We start from the raw sequence: 22,739 nt of genomic DNA on the forward strand, positions 1-22,739 counted from the left end.
GTTAGGTATTAAAAACTTGATTAAATATTTCTAGCGAATTGGGTTTTTTAAAACTTCCCAAATGTAAATCAAAATACAGCAATAACATAGTTAAAAAAGACTGCCTTTGAATTGCATTAATTTTGATTTGAGATAAGTCATCAAAAATTGTGCCTAGTAGTGTTTTTAATAGTGTTAAATTTTCTCCTGAAACGCTATAAAAATCGGTTGGTTTTTCTTCAAATTTTCCATCTTTTAAATTAAAAAAGCTTGTGTTTTTAAGGTTTTTTTCGGGATAAAAACCAAGATGTTTCGTGAGTTTCAACAAGAATAACAAATGAAAGTTGGAACAGCGATCTTGCATATCTAGCCATTGCAAAGTTGCCTCCAAATACTGGTAAAGAGATTCATTTTTTTCTTCTTCTTGAAGGGAAGTCGATAATACTTCGGATAGAAACATAACAATAGTACTTTTTAAAATATCGTTATGTAATGTAGTATATATGTAATTTGGTTTAACTTCTTTTATATATTGAATAGACCGATTATCTTGAAAATTAATTTCTAATTGTAATTGTGATAACAATTGGAAATATGCCTTTTTTACTTTTCCTTTTTTAGATTTTAAGATGCCTTTTTGTAAAAAAGTTACAACACCAAATTGTTTGGTATAGCATTTAATAATTAAGTCATGTTCCCCATACTTTATTTTTGATAAAACAATAGCATTGGTTTTAGTGATCATTATCTCACAACCATTATTTTTAGTACTTTAGTATCAAAAGTATCTAAGTCTGAAAGCATAATTAAATAAACACCAGATGCTACGGTATTATTAGCAAGGTTTTTACCGTTCCAAAAAGCTGTTCCTCCATCAATTTCTAAATTATAGCCTTGATATCTTGCATTTGTACCCGATTCTGCTTCAGCCACAAGATTCCCTTCAATATCTGTAATTTTAATGTTTACATTATCTGGAATTTCTTTAATTTTCACTTTGTCTTGAGTGATATTAAATGTTGGTCTAACTGGGTTCGGATAGACATAAGCGTCTTCTAAGTTTTGAGATACAGAAGAACCACCTGCTTTAAAAGATACCAATCCATTTTCGGTAGCTATATAAACGGTTCCATTAGAAGAATCTATAGATAAATCTACAATATTATTTGTTGGTAAAGGTGAATTGTCTTTTGTAAAATGGTAAATGGTTTCTTGACCATCTGAAGAGAAATAAAACACTCCAGAAGACAGGGTTGCTATCCATTTATTATTAGATCCATCTACTTCAATATCGGTTATAAATTGCTGAAATAAGAGTTCTTGTGGAATACCATCCTCTAAAATAATAACCTCATCAATATCAGGACTTTCCTCAGTAAAAAAGGATGAAGAATTATATAAGACTCTTAATCCTTTGTCTGTACCAACCCAAATTTGATTTCTATCATCTGCTGCAAGAGCAGTAACTATTGTAGAAGGCATATTTTGTTCTTCAGAAAAAATAGCATTTAATTTAACACCACTGTTATTTTCATTATACCCCATAAGTCCGAAAATATAACCACCAAACCATTTGTTGCCATTACTATCTATCACTAAATCTCCATACCCCCATTCGTCGTTTAATCCATCTTGAATTAATGCTGAGAAATCATAACTTTGCCATTGGTCGGTAGATGGGTCATAGGATTTTAAAGGTCTTTCGGTTCTTGCCGTCATGGTCCATAAAATACCGTTACTATCAAAATCGGAAGCTCCCTGCCTTATACCAATTACACTTGGTGCTCCAGGAACGATTAAGGACTCTAAACCACTATTAGTTTGGTCATACAGGGTAGTTGGAACATCATTTTCGACTTCTAGTACTCCATCTTGAAAAGAACTAATAAACACATTATTTTCTACAAATGGGTTTATAGAAATGGTATTCAAATTTCTAGCGGTTAATACACTATCGAATGGGATATTTTTCCATTCCTCACCTTTAAGGTGGCTTATTCCGCTTTCTCTAAATGGTGTAGGAACATAATATATGGTGTAATCCCCAAAGGTTACCCAAAGGTTGTTAGCAGAGGCTTTTATAGAGAATGCATCATTAAAAAGTGGCCCATTTGGTACAATTGGTTCAAATTCTACAGGGTTTAAAAGTGGGGTTTTTATTAGACCATTTGCGGTTCCTATATAAATGTATTCGCCATCTATGGTTGCTGATGAAAATTGAGTATCTAATTCTTCGCTTACAGACACCTGTGTTACTAGTGTAAAATCTCCGTCGTAAATAAAAACATCATTTATTGTCGTTACAATTAAGTAATCGTTAATGCTTCTAACATCTAAGGGTAGATCATCATATCTAATTAATTGTGTTAATGTACTACCATCTAAATCATAAAAAGCTCTCCAAGTTCTACAAACATATAGATTATCGCTATTTGCTTCAATCACTACAAAATCTCCAGAAACGACACTTTGCCATTCTTCATAATCTATTAAACTAGTACTACTTAAAGGGGCTTTTCTTATTCCTCTTCCATTTTTACATGCTGCATAGATGAAGTCTTGGAAAACTACTGTTTGTTCAACAATAACTTGACCTCCTAAATCTCCAATATAATAAGTATCACCAAACTCTAAACGACTTAAATCGTATACAGAAATTCCATAATCTGTAGAAATATACACTAAGCCTTCGTGTTCATTAAAATGGTTTATACCTTTATCTGTAGGTGGTATCGTTGGTTTGTCAACAATATCTATAATGGTTAAAACATTTTCTTCGGGATCATCGAAAGCGATATCCATTAAACCATTATCGTAACCAATAACTAACAATTCATAAGCTTCACTATAATGAATAGCTGTAATTGTTTCGCCAGAAAGACCATTTATAGTTGTAATCGTTTGTATTTCTTTGGTTTCAATGTCATAACTAAATATCGCATTTTCGGCTGCAGCGTATATTTTATTATTCCCTTGCGATACATCTTTAATATTATAAAAAGAAAAATGCCCTTGCCATTGTGCAGAATAGTCTTGTGCAAATGAAACTATTGGTATTACAAAAATTAGAAATAGTGCAATTTTTTTAATCATAGCTAAAATCTTCAACTTCAAATATATTTATAACTAACGAGTTTTATGTTAAAATAATATATTAAAAACGAAAAAAGCTTCCTAAAGAGGAAGCTTTTTTTCGCTATGCATAAAATGTTAGACAACTCCTTGTGCTAACATAGCATCTGCAACTTTTACAAATCCCGCAATGTTTGCTCCTTTTACATAATCGACATACCCATCTTTTTGTGTACCATACGTAACACAAGACTCGTGAATATCGTTCATAATTTGCTTTAATTTTGCATCTACTTCTTCTCTTGTCCAGTTAAAACGTAAAGAGTTTTGGCTCATTTCTAAACCAGAAGTTGCAACACCTCCAGCATTCGACGCTTTTCCAGGCGAGAATAATACTTTCGCTTTTTGTAAAGCTTCAATAGCTTCTGGTGTTGTTGGCATGTTTGCTCCTTCAGCAACAGCGATTACATTGTTATTAATTAATGCTTTTGCTTCCTCAAGATTTAATTCATTTTGTGTTGCACATGGTAATGCAATATCACAGTTTACACCCCAAGGTCTTTCTCCTTTATGAAAAGTTGCAGAAGTATATTTTTCTGTGTATTCGTTTATTCTTCCTCGTTTTACATTTTTAATTTCCATGATATATGCTAATTTTTCAGCATTAATACCATCTGCATCATGAATATAACCTGAAGAATCTGACATAGTAACCACTTTACCTCCAAATTCTGTTGCTTTTTCGCAAGCATATTGAGCAACATTACCAGAACCTGAAATTACTATTGTTTTACCATCTATAGAATCTCCTTTGGTAGCTAACATATTTTTTGCAAAATAAACGCAACCATAACCAGTAGCTTCTGGACGAATTAAAGAACCTCCATAAGAAATTCCTTTTCCAGTTAGCACACCAGTAAATTCGTTTCGCAATCTTTTGTATTGACCAAACATGTAACCAATTTCACGACCACCAACACCAATATCGCCTGCTGGTACATCTGTATTTGCTCCTATATGTCTAAACAATTCACTCATAAAAGATTGGCAAAAACGCATTACTTCGTTATCACTTTTACCTTTTGGGTTAAAATCACTCCCTCCTTTTCCTCCTCCCATTGGCAAGGTGGTTAATGAGTTTTTAAACACTTGTTCAAAACCTAAAAATTTTAAAATACTTAAGTTTACAGATGGGTGAAAACGCAGCCCTCCTTTATATGGTCCAATTGCAGAGTTAAATTCGACTCTAAAAGCTCTATTTACTTGTGTATTACCTTTATCGTCAATCCATGGTACTCTAAATATTATCGTACGTTCTGGTTCTACCATACGCTCTAATAACATTTTATTTTGATACTGAGGATTTTCCTCTATAAACGGAATCACGGTTTCCGCAACCTCATGAACAGCTTGCATGAACTCAGGCTCATGACTATTCTTTTCTTTCACTGTATTTAAAAAAGCTTCAATTTTATTTTCCATTTTATGAAATTTTGAGAAATAGTATATATCTAATTTTACGTATGCAAATATACATTATCTTTAAAAATTACATGCTTTTTTTTTCTTTTTAGCAATACCGGTTATATAATAATTTATTAGATTTGATTGCTATCTCTTTTACACTTACAATAAACCATCCTTTTATCTGTTATATTTGCAGGTTTGTTGGGAATTTATATATTTGTTATATGTATTTTGCTCTAATCTTGAAATCATACCATGTTTAATTTGAAACAATTAACCTTCATTTTGTTCTTTATTATAGGAACACACGCTGCAGTTTCTCAACTAGGATTTTCACATGAAATAGGTGTTATTGCTGGCCCTGTAGCTTTTCAGTCGGATTTTGGCGTTAGAAATAACTTTGAAACGGACGCAGGAAATACTGGAATTGGAATTGGAATTGTACACTATATAAACTTTTCTTATAGAGCAGATTGTAATTGTTATTCTACAGACACCTACTTTAATGATCATTTTAAATTAAGAAGTGAGCTTTCCTGGAATAAAACTAGATTAGATCATTTTGGAGAATGGGTAGATAACCCTAGTTCTAGCTATGATCAACTTAGAACACACCATGGAGAAGCCAATAATTTTGATATTGGTATGCAATTAGAATACTTTCCTTTAAGTATTCGATCTTTTCAAGGATTTGCTTATAGATTTGCACCTTTTATTAGTTTTGGTGTACATTATACATCTTATAACCCAAAAGTATATACCGATGAACCTGGTGGAAATATTCTGGATCCAAACAACTTTTTTGGTCCATGGGTAAATGGTCAATCTTCGGTTTCAAATGTCATTAGTGATGCTTCTGGAAGCACCTGGTCTACAGTAGCTAGTGTTGGTGTACGATACAAACTTAATGTGGTTTCCGATTTAATGCTGGATTTGAGATCGCAATATTTTTATAGTAATTGGGTAGATGGTTTAAATCATACATTAGAGTCTAATAAAGCGAATGATTGGTTATTATGGCTAAACTTTGGTTACATTTACTATTTAGACTAAAATTAAAAACATAAAACAAAAAACGCAAGCTTAGGCTTGCGTTTTTTGTTTACAATATTATAGAATTATTATACCTTATATCTATCCTAAAGCCTGTTGTAAATCGGCAATTAAATCAGTTTCATCCTCAATACCAACACTTAAACGAATAAGCGAATCGACAACGCCTGTTTTCTCTCGGTCCTCTTTTGGAATACTTGCGTGTGTCATACTTGCAGGATGACCAGCAAGAGATTCAACGCCACCAAGGGATTCTGCTAAAGTAAATACCTTTAATTTTTCTACTAATTGAATCGCTTCCGCATAATTATTCCCTTTTGTAGTAAAGGAAACCATACCTCCAAAATCACGCATTTGTGCTTTTGCTATTGCATGATTTGGATGCTCCTTAAATCCTGGCCAATACACCTTTTCCACTTTTGGGTGCGTAGCTAAATATGTTGCTATAGCTTTGCCATTTTCGCAATGACGTTGCATTCTTACATGTAAGGTTTTTATTCCTCTTAAAACTAAAAAGCTGTCTTGAGGACCACAGATTGCCCCACTAGCATTTTGTATAAAATATAATTTATTTGCTAAATCTTTATCTTTTACTACTAAGGCTCCCATAACCACATCACTATGTCCACCAAGGTATTTTGTTGCTGAGTGCATAATTATATCCGCTCCTAAATCTAATGGCTGTTGCAGGTAAGGGGTTGCAAATGTGTTATCTACAGCTAATAAAACACCATGCTTTTTTGCGATATTGGCAGCAGCTTTAATATCTATAATATTTAACATAGGGTTTGTTGGTGTTTCCACCCAAATAAGTTTTGTATTTGCATTTACATAATTTTCAATATTGCTAGCGTTTTTCATACCAACAAAATGAAAGGTAATACCAAAATCTTCAAAAATCTGGGTAAACAATCTATAAGTACCACCATACAAATCGTTAGTAGAAATCACCTCATCACCAGGTTTTAAAAGTTTTAGAATAGCATCTATTGCTGCAAGACCAGAACCAAAAGCGAAACCAAAATTCCCGTTTTCTATACTCGCCAAAGCATTTTCTAAAGCATTTCTTGTTGGGTTATGTGACCTGGAATACGCATAACCTTTATGTCCTCCAGGAGTGCTTTGCGCATAGGTTGTTGTTTGGTATATTGGTGGCATTACAGCTCCATAAGCAGGATCTGGTTTTTGTCCCCCATGAATAGTCTTCGTATTAAACTTCATTTGTATATGTATTTATAACAAAAATACTTTTTAACTCGTTCTATTCAAATCTATACTATATCTTTAATCTATCTTTAACTTTTAATACACATATACATTGAAATTTGTTCCTCTATTTTTTTTTATCCTTCTTTTTTCTTCATGTAAAAAAGAGAGCGCAACACTTCCTTTTGCTGAAATCAATATTTTAAAAGAAACCACAACTACTATTGAAATTAACATGCCTAAAGCAGTAGGGGAAAGTCTGGCTGCAGAAAAAATAAATACAACTCTCAACCAATTTACATGTCAAGCTTTACATATAGATGCTGCAGCAGAAAAAAAAGAAAATCTTGAAGAAAGCATGCAAGATTTCAATAATGCATATGCTAATTTTAATACTTTAATTTCTTCAGAATTAAAAGAAGAACTACCCAAATGGGAAGCTTTAATTGATGGTGAAGTTATTTTTAAAAAAACCAATTTTGCTTGTATAGTAATGAATTCTAGTATAAATACTGGAGCGGCAAACAGTAATTTAGTATTACGCTTTTTTAATTTTGATACGAGTACAGGAGACCTTTTAACCACAAATGATTTAATCAATAATGTAGAAGAGTTTACCACATTAATCGAAAAATATTACAACAAAGAGGTAAATTCTACCTTTACAGATGCAGATAACCTATTAAACAATAACCAATTTAAATTACCAGAAACCTTAGGATTTAGTGATGAAGGTGTAATTATTTTATACGACAATTTTAGTGTTGGTGCTTTTGAAAAAGAGATTGTAGAATTTACAATTCCTTACCAAGTAGCAAATACGTATTTAAAAATATAACTATATAGATTTTTTAAGAGCTAGTATATAACCTAGATGAATACCTTCATGAAAATTATTAAAACCAATAGCTTCTTCTACATTGGTTAATGTGCTTTTGGTAGAAACCGTATATGCATTATAATTTTTAAATAGTTTATTGTTATAATCTTCTTTTGTTTTTTCAATAGTAGAAAACAACAATCCCTTAATTTCATCTACTTCAGCTTGCGTTACATCGCGCTCTGTTTTTGTACCTTTTCTATATGTTTCTATCATTTCATCCGATAAAACAGAAGGCAAACCAGATAATTTATAGACTAATAGCTGTTGGGTTACAATAGTATGCGCAATATTCCATATCATGTTGTTATTAAAACCTTCCGGAACTTTATTAAGCGCTTCAAGGCTATAACTCTCTATAAAAGATTCTAATAATTTTCTGTTTTTTAAAGTAATCTCAAAAGCCCAATTCATGTTTCAAATTTTTGTTTAAAAGTAATTATTTTTTTAGTTAAAATGAACGTTCTTTGTAGTAATAAAATTTAATTGTTTTAAACAAAAATATTTCCGTTTTCACGGAAAATAAATATGAAAAAAGTATACTATCTAAAAACCTGTAGTACTTGTATTAGAATTTTAAAAGAATTAAATCTTTCTTCAGAATTCATACTACAAGACATTAAAAAAGAAGAAATCACTACTAAGCAATTAGAACAGATGAAAGATTTAGCTGGTAGTTATGAAGCGCTTTTTAGTAAGCGATCTAAGCTTTACAAAGAAATGGATTTAAAAAACCAGAACTTAACCGAAAAAGATTACAAACACTATATTTTAGATCATTACACTTTTTTAAGTCGTCCAGTTTTTATTATTGAAGATGCCATTTTTATAGGAAACTCTAAAACAAATGTTGCAGCTGTAAAACAAGTTATAAATGAATAAAAGAACCTTTGCATTGATTGCTGTTTTTTTAGTACAACTACTTTATGGTTTAAACTTTACTTTTGCAAAACTTGTAATGAATGAAGGGTACATAAAGCCTTTTGGTTTTGTATTGTTGCGAGTAATTGGAGCTGCAATCTTATTCTGGATTTTAGATTGTTTTATGCCAAAAGAAAAGATTGATAGAAAAGATTTTAAAACCTTTTTTTTAGCTGCTGTTTTTGGTGTTGCTACAAACATGTTGCTTTTTTTAGGAGGTCTAGAACTTACTACTCCAATTCATGCTTCTGTAATAATGATTACTACACCAATAATAATACTCGTGTTTTCTGCCTTGTTTTTAAAAGAACGAATTACAGGCTTAAAAATAATAGGGATATTATTAGGTTTTGCTGGAGCAATAGTACTTTCGGTATACGGGAAATCTACACGTACTGGAGACCATATTCTTTTAGGAAACTTGATGGTTTTTGCAAACGCTATTTCTTATAGTATATATATAATAATAATAAAAAAATTAACTCAAAAATACCATCCTTTTACTTTTATTAAATGGTTGTTTTTATTCGGTATTTTTATGGTGCTTCCTTTTGGATATCAGGATGTATTAGAAATTAAACTAGAAACTTTTACTCCTTACGTTTATTTCTCCATAGGTTTTGTCATTATTGGCGCAACCTTTTTTACATACACACTAAATCCTTTGGCTTTAAGAAACTTAAAAGCATCTACTGTTGGTACTTTTATTTATTTACAACCTGTAATAGCAGGAACCTTTGCGATAGCAATGGGAGTAGACACAATAAACATAGTAAAAGTAGTAGCTATGCTTCTAATTTTTTCTGGCGTATATCTTGTAAGTAAAACACCTAAATTAAAAGGCTAAAAATTACAGTACGATGTTTTTTGGAGCTCTTCCATTTGCTCTAGTATCTTCTTTTGTAAGGACTTTGTAATCTTCCGATTTTGGGAAAGCATTAGCTAAATCTAATAATACTTGAGGTAAATCTGTCATTTTTCTTGCTTTTAAATCAATCCAAGCTCCCATCATTTCGCAAAACGCAATATTTTCACCTTTATGGTTATAAAAATTATGATCGAATTTAAAAAACTTACCATCTTCACTTAATCCAGAAACTTCTAAGCTAACAGTAATAGGTTGCCCCATAAATGCTTCTTTAAAATAATGCATGTGTTCATAAAAAACCACTGGACCAATATTGTGTATTGCTAGCTCCTTCATAGTAAAGCCATGCTCCATCAAAAAAGCCATTCTTGTATGACTCATAAAATTAGTATATGCAGAATTTGCTAAATGCCTATTGGCATCTACATCACTCCAACGTATTTCAAATTGTTTTGTGTACATCGTTTAAATTTTGAATAAACAAATCTACACAAATATAGTATGCGTGCATAGTTTAAATGGTGTTTTCTCATAACATTTATTATTTAAAATGAATCCTAAAAAATAAAGGATAGTAATTAGTTAGGGTTCTTTTTTTATGAAGAAGAAAGAAAATAAAGGAGCTGTATTACAGTAATTTCAAATGGTAAATGGTATAAACCTATACTTTTCGTTACCTTTGTAAAACTTAAATAAAATCTTATGATTCATTCCATGACAGGTTACGGTAAATCTGTTTTACAATTACCAACAAAAAAAATTACTTTAGAAATTAAATCTCTTAATAGTAAAAACCTGGATTTAAATGCTAGAATGCCTTCTATTTACAGAGAAAAAGAGTTAAGCTTAAGAAAATTAATAGGTAAGCAACTAGAACGCGGTAAAATAGACTTTTCTATTTATGTTGAAATGACAGGTGAAGAAACCACTACACAACTAAATAAGCCTGTTGTAAAACAATATATAAATCAGCTAAGAGAAATGGTGAATGGGGATGAAACCGAATTATTAAAAATGGCTGTTCGTTTTCCAGACGCTCTTAATACCGAAAAAGCCGAAATAGATGAAAACGAATGGAATACTATTTTAGCCGAAATAAAAGTAGCTTTAAGCAGAATTGAAACGTATCGATTAGATGAAGGAAAAGTACTGGAGGCTGATTTTAACAATAGAATAACAACTATTTCAGATCTATTAGAACAGGTAATAAAAATGGATCCAGATCGTATAGAAGGAGTTCGAGAACGCTTACGTAAAGGTGTAGATGAATTAAAAGAAAAAGTAGATGAAAACCGCTTTGAACAAGAACTTGTTTATTACATTGAAAAATTTGATATTACCGAAGAAAAAGTGCGTTTAAAAAACCACTTAGAATATTTTCTTTCTGCTTTAAATTCTGAAGACTCTAACGGTAAAAAACTAGGATTTATTGGTCAAGAAATTGGAAGAGAAATAAACACAATTGGTTCTAAAAGTAATTACGCACCAATGCAAAAATTGGTAGTACAGATGAAAGACGAACTAGAAAAAATAAAGGAACAGCTATTAAACGTTCTTTAAAAATTAGAAACTAAATGTCACTGAGCTAGTCGAAGTGTCTACATATTAAAAAATATTTTGTGACTAAAAAGAACAACACACAACAAGGCAAATTAATTGTATTTTCTGCTCCTTCTGGTTCTGGTAAAACAACCATTGTTAGACACTTATTAAAACAGGAAAAACTTAATCTAGCATTTTCTATTTCGGCAACTTCGCGAGAAAAAAGAGGAATAGAAAAACATGCAGAAGACTACTATTTTTTATCTGCAAGTCAATTTAAACAACATATAAAAAACGACGATTTTTTAGAGTGGGAAGAAGTATATAGAGATAATTTTTATGGCACTTTAAAAACCGAAGTAGAACGCCTTTGGGCCTTGGGCAAAAATGTGATTTTTGATATTGATGTTTCTGGAGGTTTACGGATTAAGCGAAAATTCCCCAAAGAAACACTAGCCATTTTTGTAAAACCACCTAGTATTGACGAATTAAAAATTAGATTAAAAAAACGCAAAACCGAAAGTGACGATAAAATTAATATGCGCGTAGCGAAAGCAAGTGCAGAATTAGCGACAGCACCTTTATTTGATGTTATTATTGAAAATGATAATCTAGAAAAAGCATTGCTAGAAGCAGAAACCTTAGTTGCTACTTTTTTAAACCCTAAAAAAAAGGCATAAAATGAAAGTAGGCTTATACTTTGGTTCTTTTAACCCTATTCATATTGGTCATCTAATTATTGCAAATCACCTTGCAGAACATAGTGATTTAGACCAAATATGGTTTGTAGTAACACCACACAATCCATTTAAAAAGAAAAGTACTTTGCTCGATAATCACCAACGTTTAGAAATGGTATATCAAGCAACAAAAGACTACATAAAACTAAAGCCTTGCGATATTGAGTTTGGCCTACCACAACCAAATTACACCATAAACACATTAACACATCTTCAAGAAAAACATCCAGATTACGACTTTAGTTTAATTATGGGTGAAGACAATTTGAAAAGCTTTCATAAGTGGAAAAACTACGAAATTATTTTAGAAAATCATGACATCTATGTATATCCAAGAATTTCAGAAGGAAAAGTAGAAACACAATTTGATAATCACAAACGTATTCATACTGTAGATGCACCAATAATACAGCTTTCTTCAACTTTTATACGCAAATCTATTCAAGCAGGAAAAAACATTAAACCAATGCTACCGCAACATGTTTGGGAGTATTTGGATGAAATGAATTTTTATAAATAAGGAATTCATTTTATTTCCGAAAAATTCTTAGTAAATTTAAATACCTGATTTTAAGTTTATTACAGAATGAATAAAATATCCACACACAATTTTAAACATACACTTAAAGATATTCATAAAAATACAGAATCCCGAAAATTCTGTTTTATTATAGGTGCTGGAGCAAGTAGTAAAAGTGGCATTCCCACTGGATCAGAACTAGCAAAAAAATGGTTTCATGAAATTAAAGAAAGAATTGGGGAAGAAGAGCTAAAAGCATGGGTTTCTGAAAATAAAATAAATGAAGAGGAGCTTAGTTCCTCTTATGGTATTATATACAGAAAACGGTTTCACGCAGATAAAACTTCGGGATACGAATTTTTAGTACAAGCGATGAAAATGGCTAAACCTAGTTTTGGACACATTGTATTAAGTCAAATATTAAGCAGAACAAAAGGACATTGTGTACTTACAACAAATTTTGATAGTTTGATTGAATCTTCAGTATATCAATTTACGAATAAAACCCCTTTAGTTTGCGGACATGAATCTTTAAGTGGTTATGCAAGACCTTCACAGATACATCCACTAATAATTAAAATCCATAGAGATTTATTATTAGATCCAAAAAGTGATCCAAACGAAATAGATTGTCTAGATCCAAAATGGAAAGAACCATTAGATAACATCTTTAGTTCTCATATACCAATAATTATTGGTTATGGCGGAAATGATGGAAGCTTAATGACTTATTTTGAAACCATGAATCGCCCAAGTAACTTTTTTTGGTGTACTACAAATCCAGATAATCGTTCTGAGAGAGTAAAAAAATTAATAAAAAAACACGAAGGGAATTTTGTACAAATTGATGGTTTCGACGAACTAATGCACGAACTTCTTTGGGTCTTTGATGAGATAAAACCCATAAAAGAAGTATTAAAAGATATTACCGAAAATCGAACAAAAACGGCAACCAAACAACAAGAAGAAATTATTGATAAATCTAACGCTAAAACTGTTAACATAGAATTATCAGCTCTGGAATATTCTAACCTTGCAGACAAAGAATCTAATCTTGAAAAACGTAAAAAAATATATGAAGAAGCTATTAAAAAGTACCCAACTACCGGTTGGCTATGGTGGCACTACACCTACTTTTTACACTTTATAAAAAAGGACTTTGAAAACTTAGAAAGCAATTATATAGAAGCATTAAAATACAATGAAAATGAAGCCGGTTTAATTGGAAACTATGCCATCTACTTAGATCGCATAAAAAATGATTACCCTAAAGCTGATGCATATTTTTTAAAATCCCTTGCTTTAGAACCAGAAAATGCAGCTATTAATGTGGAATATGCAGACTTCGTTAAGTTTATAATGAACGATTTAGAAAGAGCAAAAGTATTTTACTTAAAAGCATTAGCCATTGATCCCGAAAACGCATTAGCTTTAGGAGGATATGCTCAGTATTTATATCATAAAAAAGAATATGAAAAAGCAGAAGAATATTATATAGAAGCATTAAAAATTGAAGAAGACAATAGCGTTAACAATGCGAACTATGCAAATTATTTAAAAAATATAACCAAAGAATATGAAAAAGCTGAAAAGCATTATTTAAAAGCAATAAGCCTCAATTCTAAAGACGATGCTATAAGTGCCAACTATGCACAATTATTATTGTTAACCAATAGAAAAAAGGAAGCTGAAATTTTTATAGACAAAGCATTTAAATTAGCTAATGGAAAAGTATATGATGCTACAATTGAATTATGGTTTTATCGCTTTGCACACTTCCCAAAATATTATGATGAAGCAGAAAAGAAAATCGAAGATTTACTTGCTAAAGGAATAAGAAGTCTAGGTTGGGACCTTAGCGAAAACATAAAAATTGCAGAAAAAGAAAACCATCCAAACACAGAAAAACTAAAAGAGTTTGCAACTAGAATTAGTACAAAATAAAAAAAGCCAACGCAGTGCGTTGGCTTTTTAATATAATAGTATTTAAAACTTAATCTAAAGCAGGAATACGTAAAACTTGACCTACATAAATTTTATCAGGGTGCTCTAACATTGGTTTGTTAGCTTCAAAAATTACAGGGTATTTCATTGCATTACCATAATAAGTTTTAGCAATTTTACCTAAAGTATCTCCACTTACAACTGCGTGAAATTGCGCTTCTGGTTCTACATTCTCTACAGTCATTTGATCATCTACTGTTGCAATACCAGCGCTGTTACCAACTACTAATATTACTTTTTCTCTAGTTGCTTGATCATAAGCCATACCAGAAATAGTCGCTGCATCGTCGTCGATAAATACCGATAAATCTTCTACTTGAAGGTCTAAATCTCTAACTGTTCCTTCTAATCTTCTAGCTACTAATGCTTCTTCTTTTAATTCTTCGGCATTTGCTGCTGCTAATTTTTCAGCAGCCTCTTCTTCCGTAGTTTTTCCAATTCCGAAAACTTTTGCTCCTGCATTTTTAATAAATGAAAATAATCCCATAATGTGTTTTGTGTTTAATTTTTTGTTAATAATTGTAAAGTTAAAAAAATAGTTCCTAACTACTATTAATGTTTACAACTAATGTGCCAAATTCTTATAAAAAGTGAAACCGCTTAAAGATTTCTCTTTAAACGGTTTCTTAATTAACTAACCAACCAAAATTTTTATTTCGTTCGTGTATTTACACGTATATTTTCTTTTTTATCAGCACGTTGTACACGTTTCTTTTCTGTACTAGATTTTGTTTTATCTGTTGTTGTTCCAGTTTTTAAATACTGTATATAACCGCTACCTTTAAACTCATACAAAGTACCAGATGCATTATGAAACAGTTCTATAGTACGATCATTAATAACGCTTAATTCAAAAAATTCATTGTCAAAATAATCATAATCTAATGTTAATGTTTTTTGGTATATGTTTCCGCTAACATCTCCAATTCCATAAATTCCAGAATAATCCCAATATAAATTGTTTGGGTTGGTGCCTGTAGCATCTTGTGAGCTTCTAAAAGTTGCACCATTTCCTCCTGCTAAAAACTGCATAAAGTTTTCATTATCAAACTCATTTAAAGCTCCATAATTACTTGTATACGTTTTTTCCCAAGCTTCATATTCTTGCATGAAATAATGTATGTTATCGTAAAAAACAAAGTCATAATCAAAATTAGATCGTTGGTAACCATGTAAAAAATACGACGTATCTTTATAAGGATTATATAATTCTATAGTGTTATAATCTATTTGAAAAACATCAAAAGTTTCATAACCATCTACATCATGATCTACATCTAAAATCATATCATAAGCATCATAATAACCTACAGTAATACCAAACCCGTTACCTTGACTTCCAATTCCTACTAGGTTATTGTTCGCGTACATCAATCCATTTCTAAAAGATACTGTAAATGCAGTTTGTAAAAAACGTGTTTCGCCATATCCTAAAGTTTGATTAATATCTACGTACCACAACTCATAAGAACCTAATAATTGGTTTAATGAAATTGTTGGAGTTGGGTTATTATTGTAATCGTCTACATAAACATCTTCATGATAACATGAGGTGAATACTAATGCTATTATAGCAAATACTGAAAGTAATTTTGTCGTCTTCATAATCTAGCGTTTTAAAGTTAATACTTTTAGGTATTCAAAACGTATGCCAAAAAACACAAACACCTAATTAACAGCGCGTTACAATGAGTAATATTTTGCTTATTTTTGAAATTCTAATAATTACGTTTTCCGTAGTCACGGAAATTAAAAAGAAATATTTTTAATGAGTACACCTTTAAAATATGCTGTTTTTGGTAGCGGAAGTTGGGCAACTGCAATTGTAAAAATGCTATGTGAAAACCAACAAGAAGTTGGCTGGTACATGCGAAGCGTTTATATAAAAGAACACCTATTAAAAGAAAAACATAACCCAAGCTATTTAAGCTCTGTGGAGTTTCATTTAGAGCAGTTAAAACTTAGTAATGATATAAATGAAATGGCTGCTTATGCAGATGTTCTTATTTTTGTAATTCCTTCTGCTTTTATGCATTCGGAATTAGAAAAACTAACCCATACTATTAAAGATAAAATAATAGTATCTGCTGTTAAAGGTATTATACCAGAAACCGGAAAACTAGTTGGCGAGCATTTTCATGACGTATATAAAGTACCTTTTGAAAACATAGGGGTTATTGCAGGACCGTGTCATGCCGAAGAGGTTGCGCTAGAGCGTTTGTCTTACTTAACCATTTCTTGTGCAGACCAAGAAAAAGCACAAAACATAGCAAATGCGCTGTCTAGCGATTATATTAAAACCAAAATTAGCGATGATGTAATTGGTATAGAGTATGCTGTAATGCTTAAAAATATTTACGCTATTGCAGCAGGAATTGCTCATGGATTAGGTTATGGTGATAATTTTCAGAGTGTACTTATGAGTAATGCTATTCGTGAAATGAAACGTTTTATGAAAAAAATGCACAAAATGAAACGTAACATTAACAACTCTGCATATTTAGGCGATTTATTAGTAACTGGCTACTCTGTTTTTTCAAGAAATCGCATGTTTGGAAATATGATAGGTAAAGGGTACACTGTAAAATCTGCACAAATGGAAATGAATATGATTGCCGAAGGTTATTATGCTACGAAATCTGCTCATTTACTAAATCAAAAAAATAAAAAGAAAACGCAACTACCAATAATAAATGCAGTTTATGAAATTTTATATGAAGGTAAAGACGCTAAAAAAGTGTTTAAAAAACTAACAGATAAGTTAAACTAAGTCTTAATAAAAAACGTTTACTTTTTAAAATTTATTACTATTTGGGCGTTACCTAAAGGTCGCGCTTTTCGTTATATCTTTTGCCAAAAGCAAAAGGATGCCACTACAATCGCTAACGCACTTAACGTAGCACCTTTATTTTACTAAAATCCCTTTTACCTGCATTAATGGTATCGCTTGTAAAGCCTTTAAGTTAATGGTGTTTTTTCTAAACGTGTAGATTTTATCAAACATGGTATTACCTTCAAAAAAAGACACTTTAAACTGGTTGTTTATAGCAAATAATTCTTCTTGCATTAACTCTATTTTTGCATAACTTTTTCGAGGGAGCTTGTCAAGTTTTTTTCTAAAAATGGAGGTCATTTTATCTTCCGAATACCCACTAGTAACAATAAGTATCATTTCTAGATCGACATCTTTATCATTAATAATGTATGCGTTCCAATCTTGGGTTTTATATACATCATTGTATTCATTTACAACGGCAAGGTAAACACCTTCTACTTTTGGAATATCAATATCTTTTTTCATAGTACAAAAATAGGAAACTATACCAAATAAGAATTAGAATAAGTACTCGTAATTATTCCTTTTAAATTATAAATTACTAAATGCTTAAAAAGGGCTTCCTTAGTGTATAATTCAAATAAATTATTGTTTTTAAAAAGAAGTGTATCCAATCTAAAAAAGTAAGCCTTTATCATTAATTCTAGATTTACCTCCTGTTTTATAGCTCCAGCTCTTTGTGCTTTCTGGAGTAGATTAAATACGAGGATAGTAGATACTTCTTCTGTAAAATCATCAAAAACCTTACCTGCTTTCGGATAATATTTTTGTAAATCAAAAAGAAAAGAGGGTGTAAAGTATTTTAAATACGTAAACCCTCTTTTATAAATTAACACTACACACAAAATAGGATCGTTGGTATTGCTACTAATAATCCTATTTATATCTTCTTTATACGTATTTAATAAACGCTCTAAACTAGAAGTTACTAGCGCTTCTTTAGTCTCAAAAAACGTATAAATTGTTTTTTTAGATATACCAAGCGCATTTGCTATTTCGTCTAAAGTTACATGCTTGCTACCTAGTTGTGTAAACTTTGCAATCGAGCATTCTAACAATTATGCTTTAGTAATCATTTTAATTTATTTTATCTCCATCCACCACCAAGTGCTTCATACAAATCTACAATAGACACTAATTGCTGTAATTGACTATCTATAATATTAAGTTCTGCACTTAAAGCGCTTTGTCTTGCTGTTAATAAATCTAAATAGTTAGCATATCCATTTTTAAGTAGTTCTTCCGAGTTTGCTTCGGCAGTACGCAAAGCTTCCACTTCATTTTTTCGAAATACAAACTTTTTAGTTTCGGCTTCATAAGAAAATAATGCATTAGACACTTCGTTTCCTGCAACTAATAATGTCTTTTTAAACTGAAGCAAAGCTTGTTCCTGTTGTGCAATTGCAACTTCTTTTTGTGTTTTAAGTGCTCTTTGATTTAGAATGGGTTGTGTTAATCCTCCTACAACCGTTGCAAATAAAGAGTTAACATTAAGTAACTTATCCAACTCTAGGCTTTGTAATCCACCAGAAGCTGTTAATGTTAACGAAGGATATAAGTTACTATTTGCTACATTAGTTAACTCAAAAGATTGTATTAAACCATATTCGGCAGCCATTACATCTGGTCTATTACTAAGTAATACTGCTGGCAAACCAAGTGTAATATCTTGATCTATTTTTTGAATATCTAAACGGCTTCTTTCATAATTTTGTGGCCCTTTACCTAGTAGAATACTTAAAGTGTTTTCTGTTGTAAAAATAGCAGTTTCAATATCCACTTGTAATGCTCTAGCACTATTATATTGCGCTATGTTTTGATCTACAGCAACTTGCGTTACTTGACCTGCTTCTTTTAATGCTTTAATAGTGGCTACACCGCTTTCTCTTGTTGCAATGGTTTGCTTTGTTATTTCTAACTGTGCATCTAATGCTAATAAACTATAATAGGTATTAGCAATACTTGAAATTAATTGTGTTTTTACTAATTGATGTCCTGCTACACTTTGTAAGTAAGCCGCTTGTGTTGCTCTTTTATTACTACGTACTTTCCCCCAAAGATCTGCTTCCCAAGATAGGTTTGCTGTAATATCGTAGGTATCTGTTCCTCCACTAAATAAAGATCCAAATTGACTATTTTCTGAAAACTCTTGACGTGTATAGTTTGGCCCAGCACTTAAAGTTGGTAAATAACCTGCTTTCCCTTGTTTTGCATATGCTTCAGCAGCTATTATTTGCTGAAGTGCAATTCGAACATCCATATTATTCTGTAAACCTTCTTCAATATACTGTTGAAGGTATTGGTCTGTAAACAAGTTTCTCCAGGACACATCTGCAATAGAAATACTGTCTGTTGGTAAATTATCGGTTCTATAAAGCGCTTCCGTTTCGGTATTCAATTCTGGTCTCACGTAATCTTGAGCTACAAAACAGCTTTGAAGTGTTAACACAACAACTAATAATAAAGCACCTGTACTAAAATTTTTATGGTTTATAATGGTTTTCATCGTTTTATTCTTCAATAGTTTGTACTGCTGGTTTACTAGAAATTTTTTCTTGTAACCACTGAAATAGTATAAATAAAATAGGAATTACAAAAACTCCTAAAAGTGTTCCAATTAACATGCCTCCTGCTGCTCCTGTACCAATGGAGTTGTTTCCTTCAGAACCAACACCTTTTGCTAATACTAATGGCATTAAACCTAGAATAAAGGCAAACGATGTCATTAAAATTGGACGTAAACGGGATTTTGCTCCATGGATTGCAGCATCTACAATGCTCTCCCCATTTTTTCTTCGCTGCAAAGCAAACTCAACAATAAGTATGGCATTTTTAGCTAACAGACCAATAAGCATGATTAAAGCAATTTGGAAATAAATGTTGTTTTCTAACCCGAAAAACTTTGTACTTATATAGGCTCCAAATACACCAAATGGCAAGGATAAAACCACTGCAAATGGGAGTAAGTAACTTTCGTATTGTGCACTTAATAAGAAATACACAAATAGAATACTTAAAATAAAGATAAAGGTCGTTTGGCTTCCTGCATTTACCTCTTCACGTGTTAAACCAGAATAAGCAACGGTATAATTACTTGGTAGTTTTGCTACTTCTTCTTCAATAACTCGAATCGCATCCCCTGTACTGTAACCATCATTTGTTGCTCCTGTTATGCTTGTTGAATTAAATAAGTTAAAACGCGTTACCGATTGCGGACCATACACACGTTTTAAAGTTACAAACTGTGTAATCGGTGTCATTTCGCCACTATCGGTTCTTACATACATGCTGTTTAACGCACTTTTATCTGCTCTATCTTCTGGTAATGCTTGAATATATACTCTAAATTGTTTTCCAAATCTTGAAAAATCCGAAGCATAAATCCCTCCAATATATCCTTGTAAAGTTGAAAAAATACTAGTTACCGAAACTCCTTTTTCTTTTGCTAATGGTACATTAACTTCCATTTCGTATTGTGGATAATTTGTACTAAAAGAAGAGGTTGCGTATTTAATTTCTGGATGACTCATTAAAGCCATAGAGAATTCTTTATTCGCTTTGTCTAAATCGGCAAACTCGCCACCAAATTTATCTAATAGATTAATTTCGAAACCTGAAGCATTTCCAAAACCACGTATACTTGGTGGTGAAAAAAATATAATTTTGGCTTCTGGAATAGTAGCTGCAATACCAAATAACTTACCCGTTAAAGCTTGTACAGAAAGTGAGGGGTCTTCACGTTCGCTCCAATCTTCCAATTTAATAATACCAAAACCATAATTACTACCAGCTCCAGAAATTAAACTTCTACCTTTAATAAAATTAACACCTACAATACCTTCTAGTCCTTCAATTTTATTATATAAATCTTTAGATACCGCATTGGTTCTATCTAATGAAGCTCCTGGTGGTAATTCAATATTTGCAAAAATAATTCCTCTATCTTCATTAGGTACAAAACCTGTTGGTGTTGTTGTAGACGCCCAGTAAATTCCAACTCCGGCAATAATTAATAATAATACCGAAACAAATTTTCTTTTGTATAAAAACTGAAGTGATTTACCGTAACGCTCGACTGTAGCATTAAATCCACGATTGAATAACGTATAAAAGCGTTTTAATGGGCTCTTACCTTTTAGTTCTTCATCTTCTTTATGTTCTTTTAATAATAGAGCACATAATGCTGGACTTAATGTTAAAGCATTTACTGCCGAAATTAGAATTGCAATAATTAAAGTAACGCCAAACTGTTCATAAAAAACTCCCGTTGGACCAGTTACAAAAGTCACCGGAATAAATACGGCCGCCATAACTAAAGTAATCGAGATGATGGCTCCAGAAATCTCATTCATGGCTGTTAGTGTTGCTTTTTTAGGATTGTGTTCCCCTTCGTCCATTTTAGCATGCACAGCTTCCACAACCACAATAGCATCATCTACCACAATACCAATAGCGAGTACTAACGCAAATAGTGTTAAAAGATTAATAGAATATCCAAAAACATTCAAGAAAAAGAAAGTACCAATAATAGAAACAGGCACTGCAATTGCCGGAATTAAGGTCGAACGGAAATCTTGCAAGAAAATAAATACAACTAAAAACACCAGTAAGAAGGCTTCTAATAACGTGCTTATTACTTTCTCAATAGAAGCATTTAAAAATAAACTCGTATCGTATGGCACAAAAATATCTAAACCTTCTGGAAGATCTACTTTTACCTGCTCTAAAGTTATCTTTATGTTTTCAATAATCTCTTGTGCATTTGAACCTTTCGTTTGAAAAATCCCCATAAACACTGCAGGATTACCTAAACTCATTGCATTAGATGCGTAAGACTGTGCATCTAACTCAATAGTAGCGATATCCTTTAAGCGTAAAAACTCACCGTTCCCTAAAGCTTTAATAACAATGTCACTATATTGACTTTCATTTTTAAAACGACCGCTATAGGTTAATGTATATGAAAAAGACTCTCCATTATTTTGCCCTAAAGAACCCGCTGCAGCTTCTAAATTTTGTTCTGCTAAAGCTGCCGAAACATCGGAAGGAATTAAGTTATATGCTGCTAATTTTTCTGGATTTAACCAAATACGCATGGCATAATCTTGTTGTGAGAATAAACTAACATCACCAACACCACTAATACGCTGCATAGCAGGAATAACGTTAATATTTAAGTAATTCTGAATAAAAGTAGCGTCGTAATTATCGCTTTCCGAATACATGGCAATAAACATTAATGCACTGGTTTCTTGCTTTTGTGTTACAACTCCCGTTTGCGTTACTTCTGTTGGCAATAATGGCGCAGCTCTTGCTACACGGTTTTGTACATTTACAGCTGCAATATCTGCATCCATTTCTTGGTCAAAATAAACTGTAATTTCTGCTGTACCTGTATTAGAAGCAGTAGAGGTAATGTACGTCATTCCTTCTACACCATTAATTTGCTCTTCGATAGGAATGATAACACTTTCTAAAACGGTTTCTGCGTTTGCTCCTGTATAATTTGCGGTCACCTTAATAGTTGGTGGTGCAATATCTGGATACTCCTCTATAGGTAAACTAGTGATACTGATAACACCTAGCATAACTATTATAATAGAGATTACTGTTGAAAGCACTGGTCTTTCAATAAATGTTTTTAACATGAT

21 protein-coding genes are annotated in these 22,739 nt (G+C 31.7%); 9 read left to right on the forward strand and 12 right to left on the reverse strand.

The features are described from left to right. Position 1: 1 nt before the first annotated feature. The 3 genes from recO to gdhA form a co-directional block, all read right to left on the reverse strand. Positions 2-724: a DNA repair protein RecO gene (recO, locus tag Q4512_RS02095; protein WP_303421113.1), complete on the reverse strand. Its 723-nt coding sequence runs from the start codon at positions 722-724 to the stop codon at positions 2-4. After that, positions 724-3,072, reverse strand: coding sequence for an ABC transporter substrate-binding protein (locus Q4512_RS02100; RefSeq protein ID WP_303421115.1), 2,349 nt, complete (start codon positions 3,070-3,072; stop codon positions 724-726). Before Q4512_RS02100 ends, recO begins: the two co-directional genes overlap by 1 nt. Before the next feature lie 117 nt (positions 3,073-3,189). Beyond that, positions 3,190-4,533: an NADP-specific glutamate dehydrogenase gene (gene gdhA, locus Q4512_RS02105; RefSeq protein WP_303421117.1), complete on the reverse strand. Its 1,344-nt coding sequence runs from the start codon at positions 4,531-4,533 to the stop codon at positions 3,190-3,192. A 240-nt stretch (positions 4,534-4,773) separates the two neighbouring features. On the opposite strand from gdhA, the gene Q4512_RS02110 reads away from it, so the two are divergent. Beyond that, positions 4,774-5,571 (forward strand): THC0290_0291 family protein, encoded by a 798-nt coding sequence (locus Q4512_RS02110; protein ID WP_303421120.1) that lies wholly within the window; start codon positions 4,774-4,776, stop codon positions 5,569-5,571. 81 nt (positions 5,572-5,652) lie between these two features. Here Q4512_RS02110 and Q4512_RS02115 read toward each other — a convergent pair whose 3' ends face one another. Then, positions 5,653-6,792 (reverse strand): cystathionine gamma-synthase, encoded by a 1,140-nt coding sequence (locus tag Q4512_RS02115; RefSeq protein WP_303421122.1) that lies wholly within the window; start codon positions 6,790-6,792, stop codon positions 5,653-5,655. 97 nt (positions 6,793-6,889) lie between these two features. Here Q4512_RS02115 and Q4512_RS02120 point away from each other — a divergent pair, with 97 nt between their 5' ends. After that, positions 6,890-7,615, forward strand: coding sequence for a PdaC/SigV domain-containing protein (locus tag Q4512_RS02120; protein WP_303421124.1), 726 nt, complete (start codon positions 6,890-6,892; stop codon positions 7,613-7,615). Here Q4512_RS02120 and Q4512_RS02125 read toward each other — a convergent pair whose 3' ends face one another. Further along, entirely contained in the window at positions 7,616-8,071 is a 456-nt protein-coding gene (locus Q4512_RS02125) for a DinB family protein (RefSeq protein WP_303421126.1), read from the reverse strand. A gap of 114 nt (positions 8,072-8,185) precedes the next feature. Between Q4512_RS02125 and Q4512_RS02130 the strand changes: the two genes are divergently transcribed. Further along, entirely contained in the window at positions 8,186-8,539 is a 354-nt protein-coding gene (locus Q4512_RS02130) for an arsenate reductase family protein (protein WP_303421127.1), read from the forward strand. Then, positions 8,532-9,425 (forward strand): DMT family transporter, encoded by an 894-nt coding sequence (locus tag Q4512_RS02135; protein WP_303421128.1) that lies wholly within the window; start codon positions 8,532-8,534, stop codon positions 9,423-9,425. The genes Q4512_RS02130 and Q4512_RS02135 overlap by 8 nt, the downstream gene beginning before the upstream one ends. 3 nt (positions 9,426-9,428) lie before the next feature. Here Q4512_RS02135 and Q4512_RS02140 read toward each other — a convergent pair whose 3' ends face one another. Then, a complete protein-coding gene (locus Q4512_RS02140) occupies positions 9,429-9,908 on the reverse strand; it encodes a thioesterase family protein (RefSeq protein ID WP_303421129.1) in 480 nt (159 codons plus the stop codon). A 240-nt stretch (positions 9,909-10,148) separates the two neighbouring features. Here Q4512_RS02140 and Q4512_RS02145 point away from each other — a divergent pair, with 240 nt between their 5' ends. The 4 genes from Q4512_RS02145 to Q4512_RS02160 all read left to right on the forward strand — a co-directional run bounded on the left by Q4512_RS02145 (position 10,149) and on the right by Q4512_RS02160 (position 14,192). Continuing rightward, positions 10,149-11,006 (forward strand): YicC/YloC family endoribonuclease, encoded by an 858-nt coding sequence (locus Q4512_RS02145; protein WP_303421131.1) that lies wholly within the window; start codon positions 10,149-10,151, stop codon positions 11,004-11,006. A 59-nt stretch (positions 11,007-11,065) separates the two neighbouring features. After that, a complete protein-coding gene (gene gmk, locus Q4512_RS02150) occupies positions 11,066-11,668 on the forward strand; it encodes a guanylate kinase (RefSeq protein WP_303421133.1) in 603 nt (200 codons plus the stop codon). 1 nt (position 11,669) lies between these two features. Beyond that, positions 11,670-12,248 carry a nicotinate (nicotinamide) nucleotide adenylyltransferase gene (gene nadD, locus Q4512_RS02155; RefSeq protein ID WP_303421135.1) on the forward strand — a complete coding sequence of 193 codons (579 nt, stop codon included), beginning with the start codon at positions 11,670-11,672 and terminating at the stop codon, positions 12,246-12,248. 66 nt (positions 12,249-12,314) lie between these two features. Next, positions 12,315-14,192 (forward strand): tetratricopeptide repeat protein, encoded by a 1,878-nt coding sequence (locus tag Q4512_RS02160; RefSeq protein WP_303421138.1) that lies wholly within the window; start codon positions 12,315-12,317, stop codon positions 14,190-14,192. A gap of 49 nt (positions 14,193-14,241) precedes the next feature. On the opposite strand, the gene lysM is transcribed toward Q4512_RS02160, so the two are convergent. Beyond that, positions 14,242-14,739, reverse strand: coding sequence for a peptidoglycan-binding protein LysM (gene lysM / locus Q4512_RS02165; protein WP_303421140.1), 498 nt, complete (start codon positions 14,737-14,739; stop codon positions 14,242-14,244). A gap of 164 nt (positions 14,740-14,903) precedes the next feature. Continuing rightward, the gene (locus Q4512_RS02170; RefSeq protein WP_303421142.1) at positions 14,904-15,857 is read right to left on the reverse strand and encodes a nicotinic acid mononucleotide adenyltransferase; all 954 of its coding nucleotides are present in this window, start codon (positions 15,855-15,857) and stop codon (positions 14,904-14,906) included. A gap of 163 nt (positions 15,858-16,020) precedes the next feature. Here Q4512_RS02170 and Q4512_RS02175 point away from each other — a divergent pair, with 163 nt between their 5' ends. After that, positions 16,021-17,022, forward strand: a complete 1,002-nt coding sequence (locus Q4512_RS02175; RefSeq protein WP_303421145.1) for an NAD(P)H-dependent glycerol-3-phosphate dehydrogenase — start codon at positions 16,021-16,023, stop codon at positions 17,020-17,022. A 135-nt stretch (positions 17,023-17,157) separates the two neighbouring features. On the opposite strand, the gene Q4512_RS02180 is transcribed toward Q4512_RS02175, so the two are convergent. The 4 genes from Q4512_RS02180 to Q4512_RS02195 are packed head-to-tail and all read right to left on the reverse strand — an operon-like array spanning position 17,158 to position 22,736. Beyond that, positions 17,158-17,553, reverse strand: coding sequence for a hypothetical protein (locus tag Q4512_RS02180; RefSeq protein WP_303421147.1), 396 nt, complete (start codon positions 17,551-17,553; stop codon positions 17,158-17,160). 17 nt (positions 17,554-17,570) lie between these two features. Next, positions 17,571-18,146, reverse strand: a complete 576-nt coding sequence (locus Q4512_RS02185; protein ID WP_303421149.1) for a TetR/AcrR family transcriptional regulator — start codon at positions 18,144-18,146, stop codon at positions 17,571-17,573. A 29-nt stretch (positions 18,147-18,175) separates the two neighbouring features. After that, the gene (locus tag Q4512_RS02190; RefSeq protein WP_303421151.1) at positions 18,176-19,594 is read right to left on the reverse strand and encodes an efflux transporter outer membrane subunit; all 1,419 of its coding nucleotides are present in this window, start codon (positions 19,592-19,594) and stop codon (positions 18,176-18,178) included. Positions 19,595-19,598: 4 nt separating this feature from the next. Then, a complete protein-coding gene (locus Q4512_RS02195) occupies positions 19,599-22,736 on the reverse strand; it encodes an efflux RND transporter permease subunit (RefSeq protein ID WP_303421152.1) in 3,138 nt (1,045 codons plus the stop codon). Positions 22,737-22,739: the final 3 nt, after the last annotated feature.

This window comes from Oceanihabitans sp. 2_MG-2023 (genome assembly GCF_030547245.1).
GTDB lineage: Bacteria > Bacteroidota > Bacteroidia > Flavobacteriales > Flavobacteriaceae > Oceanihabitans.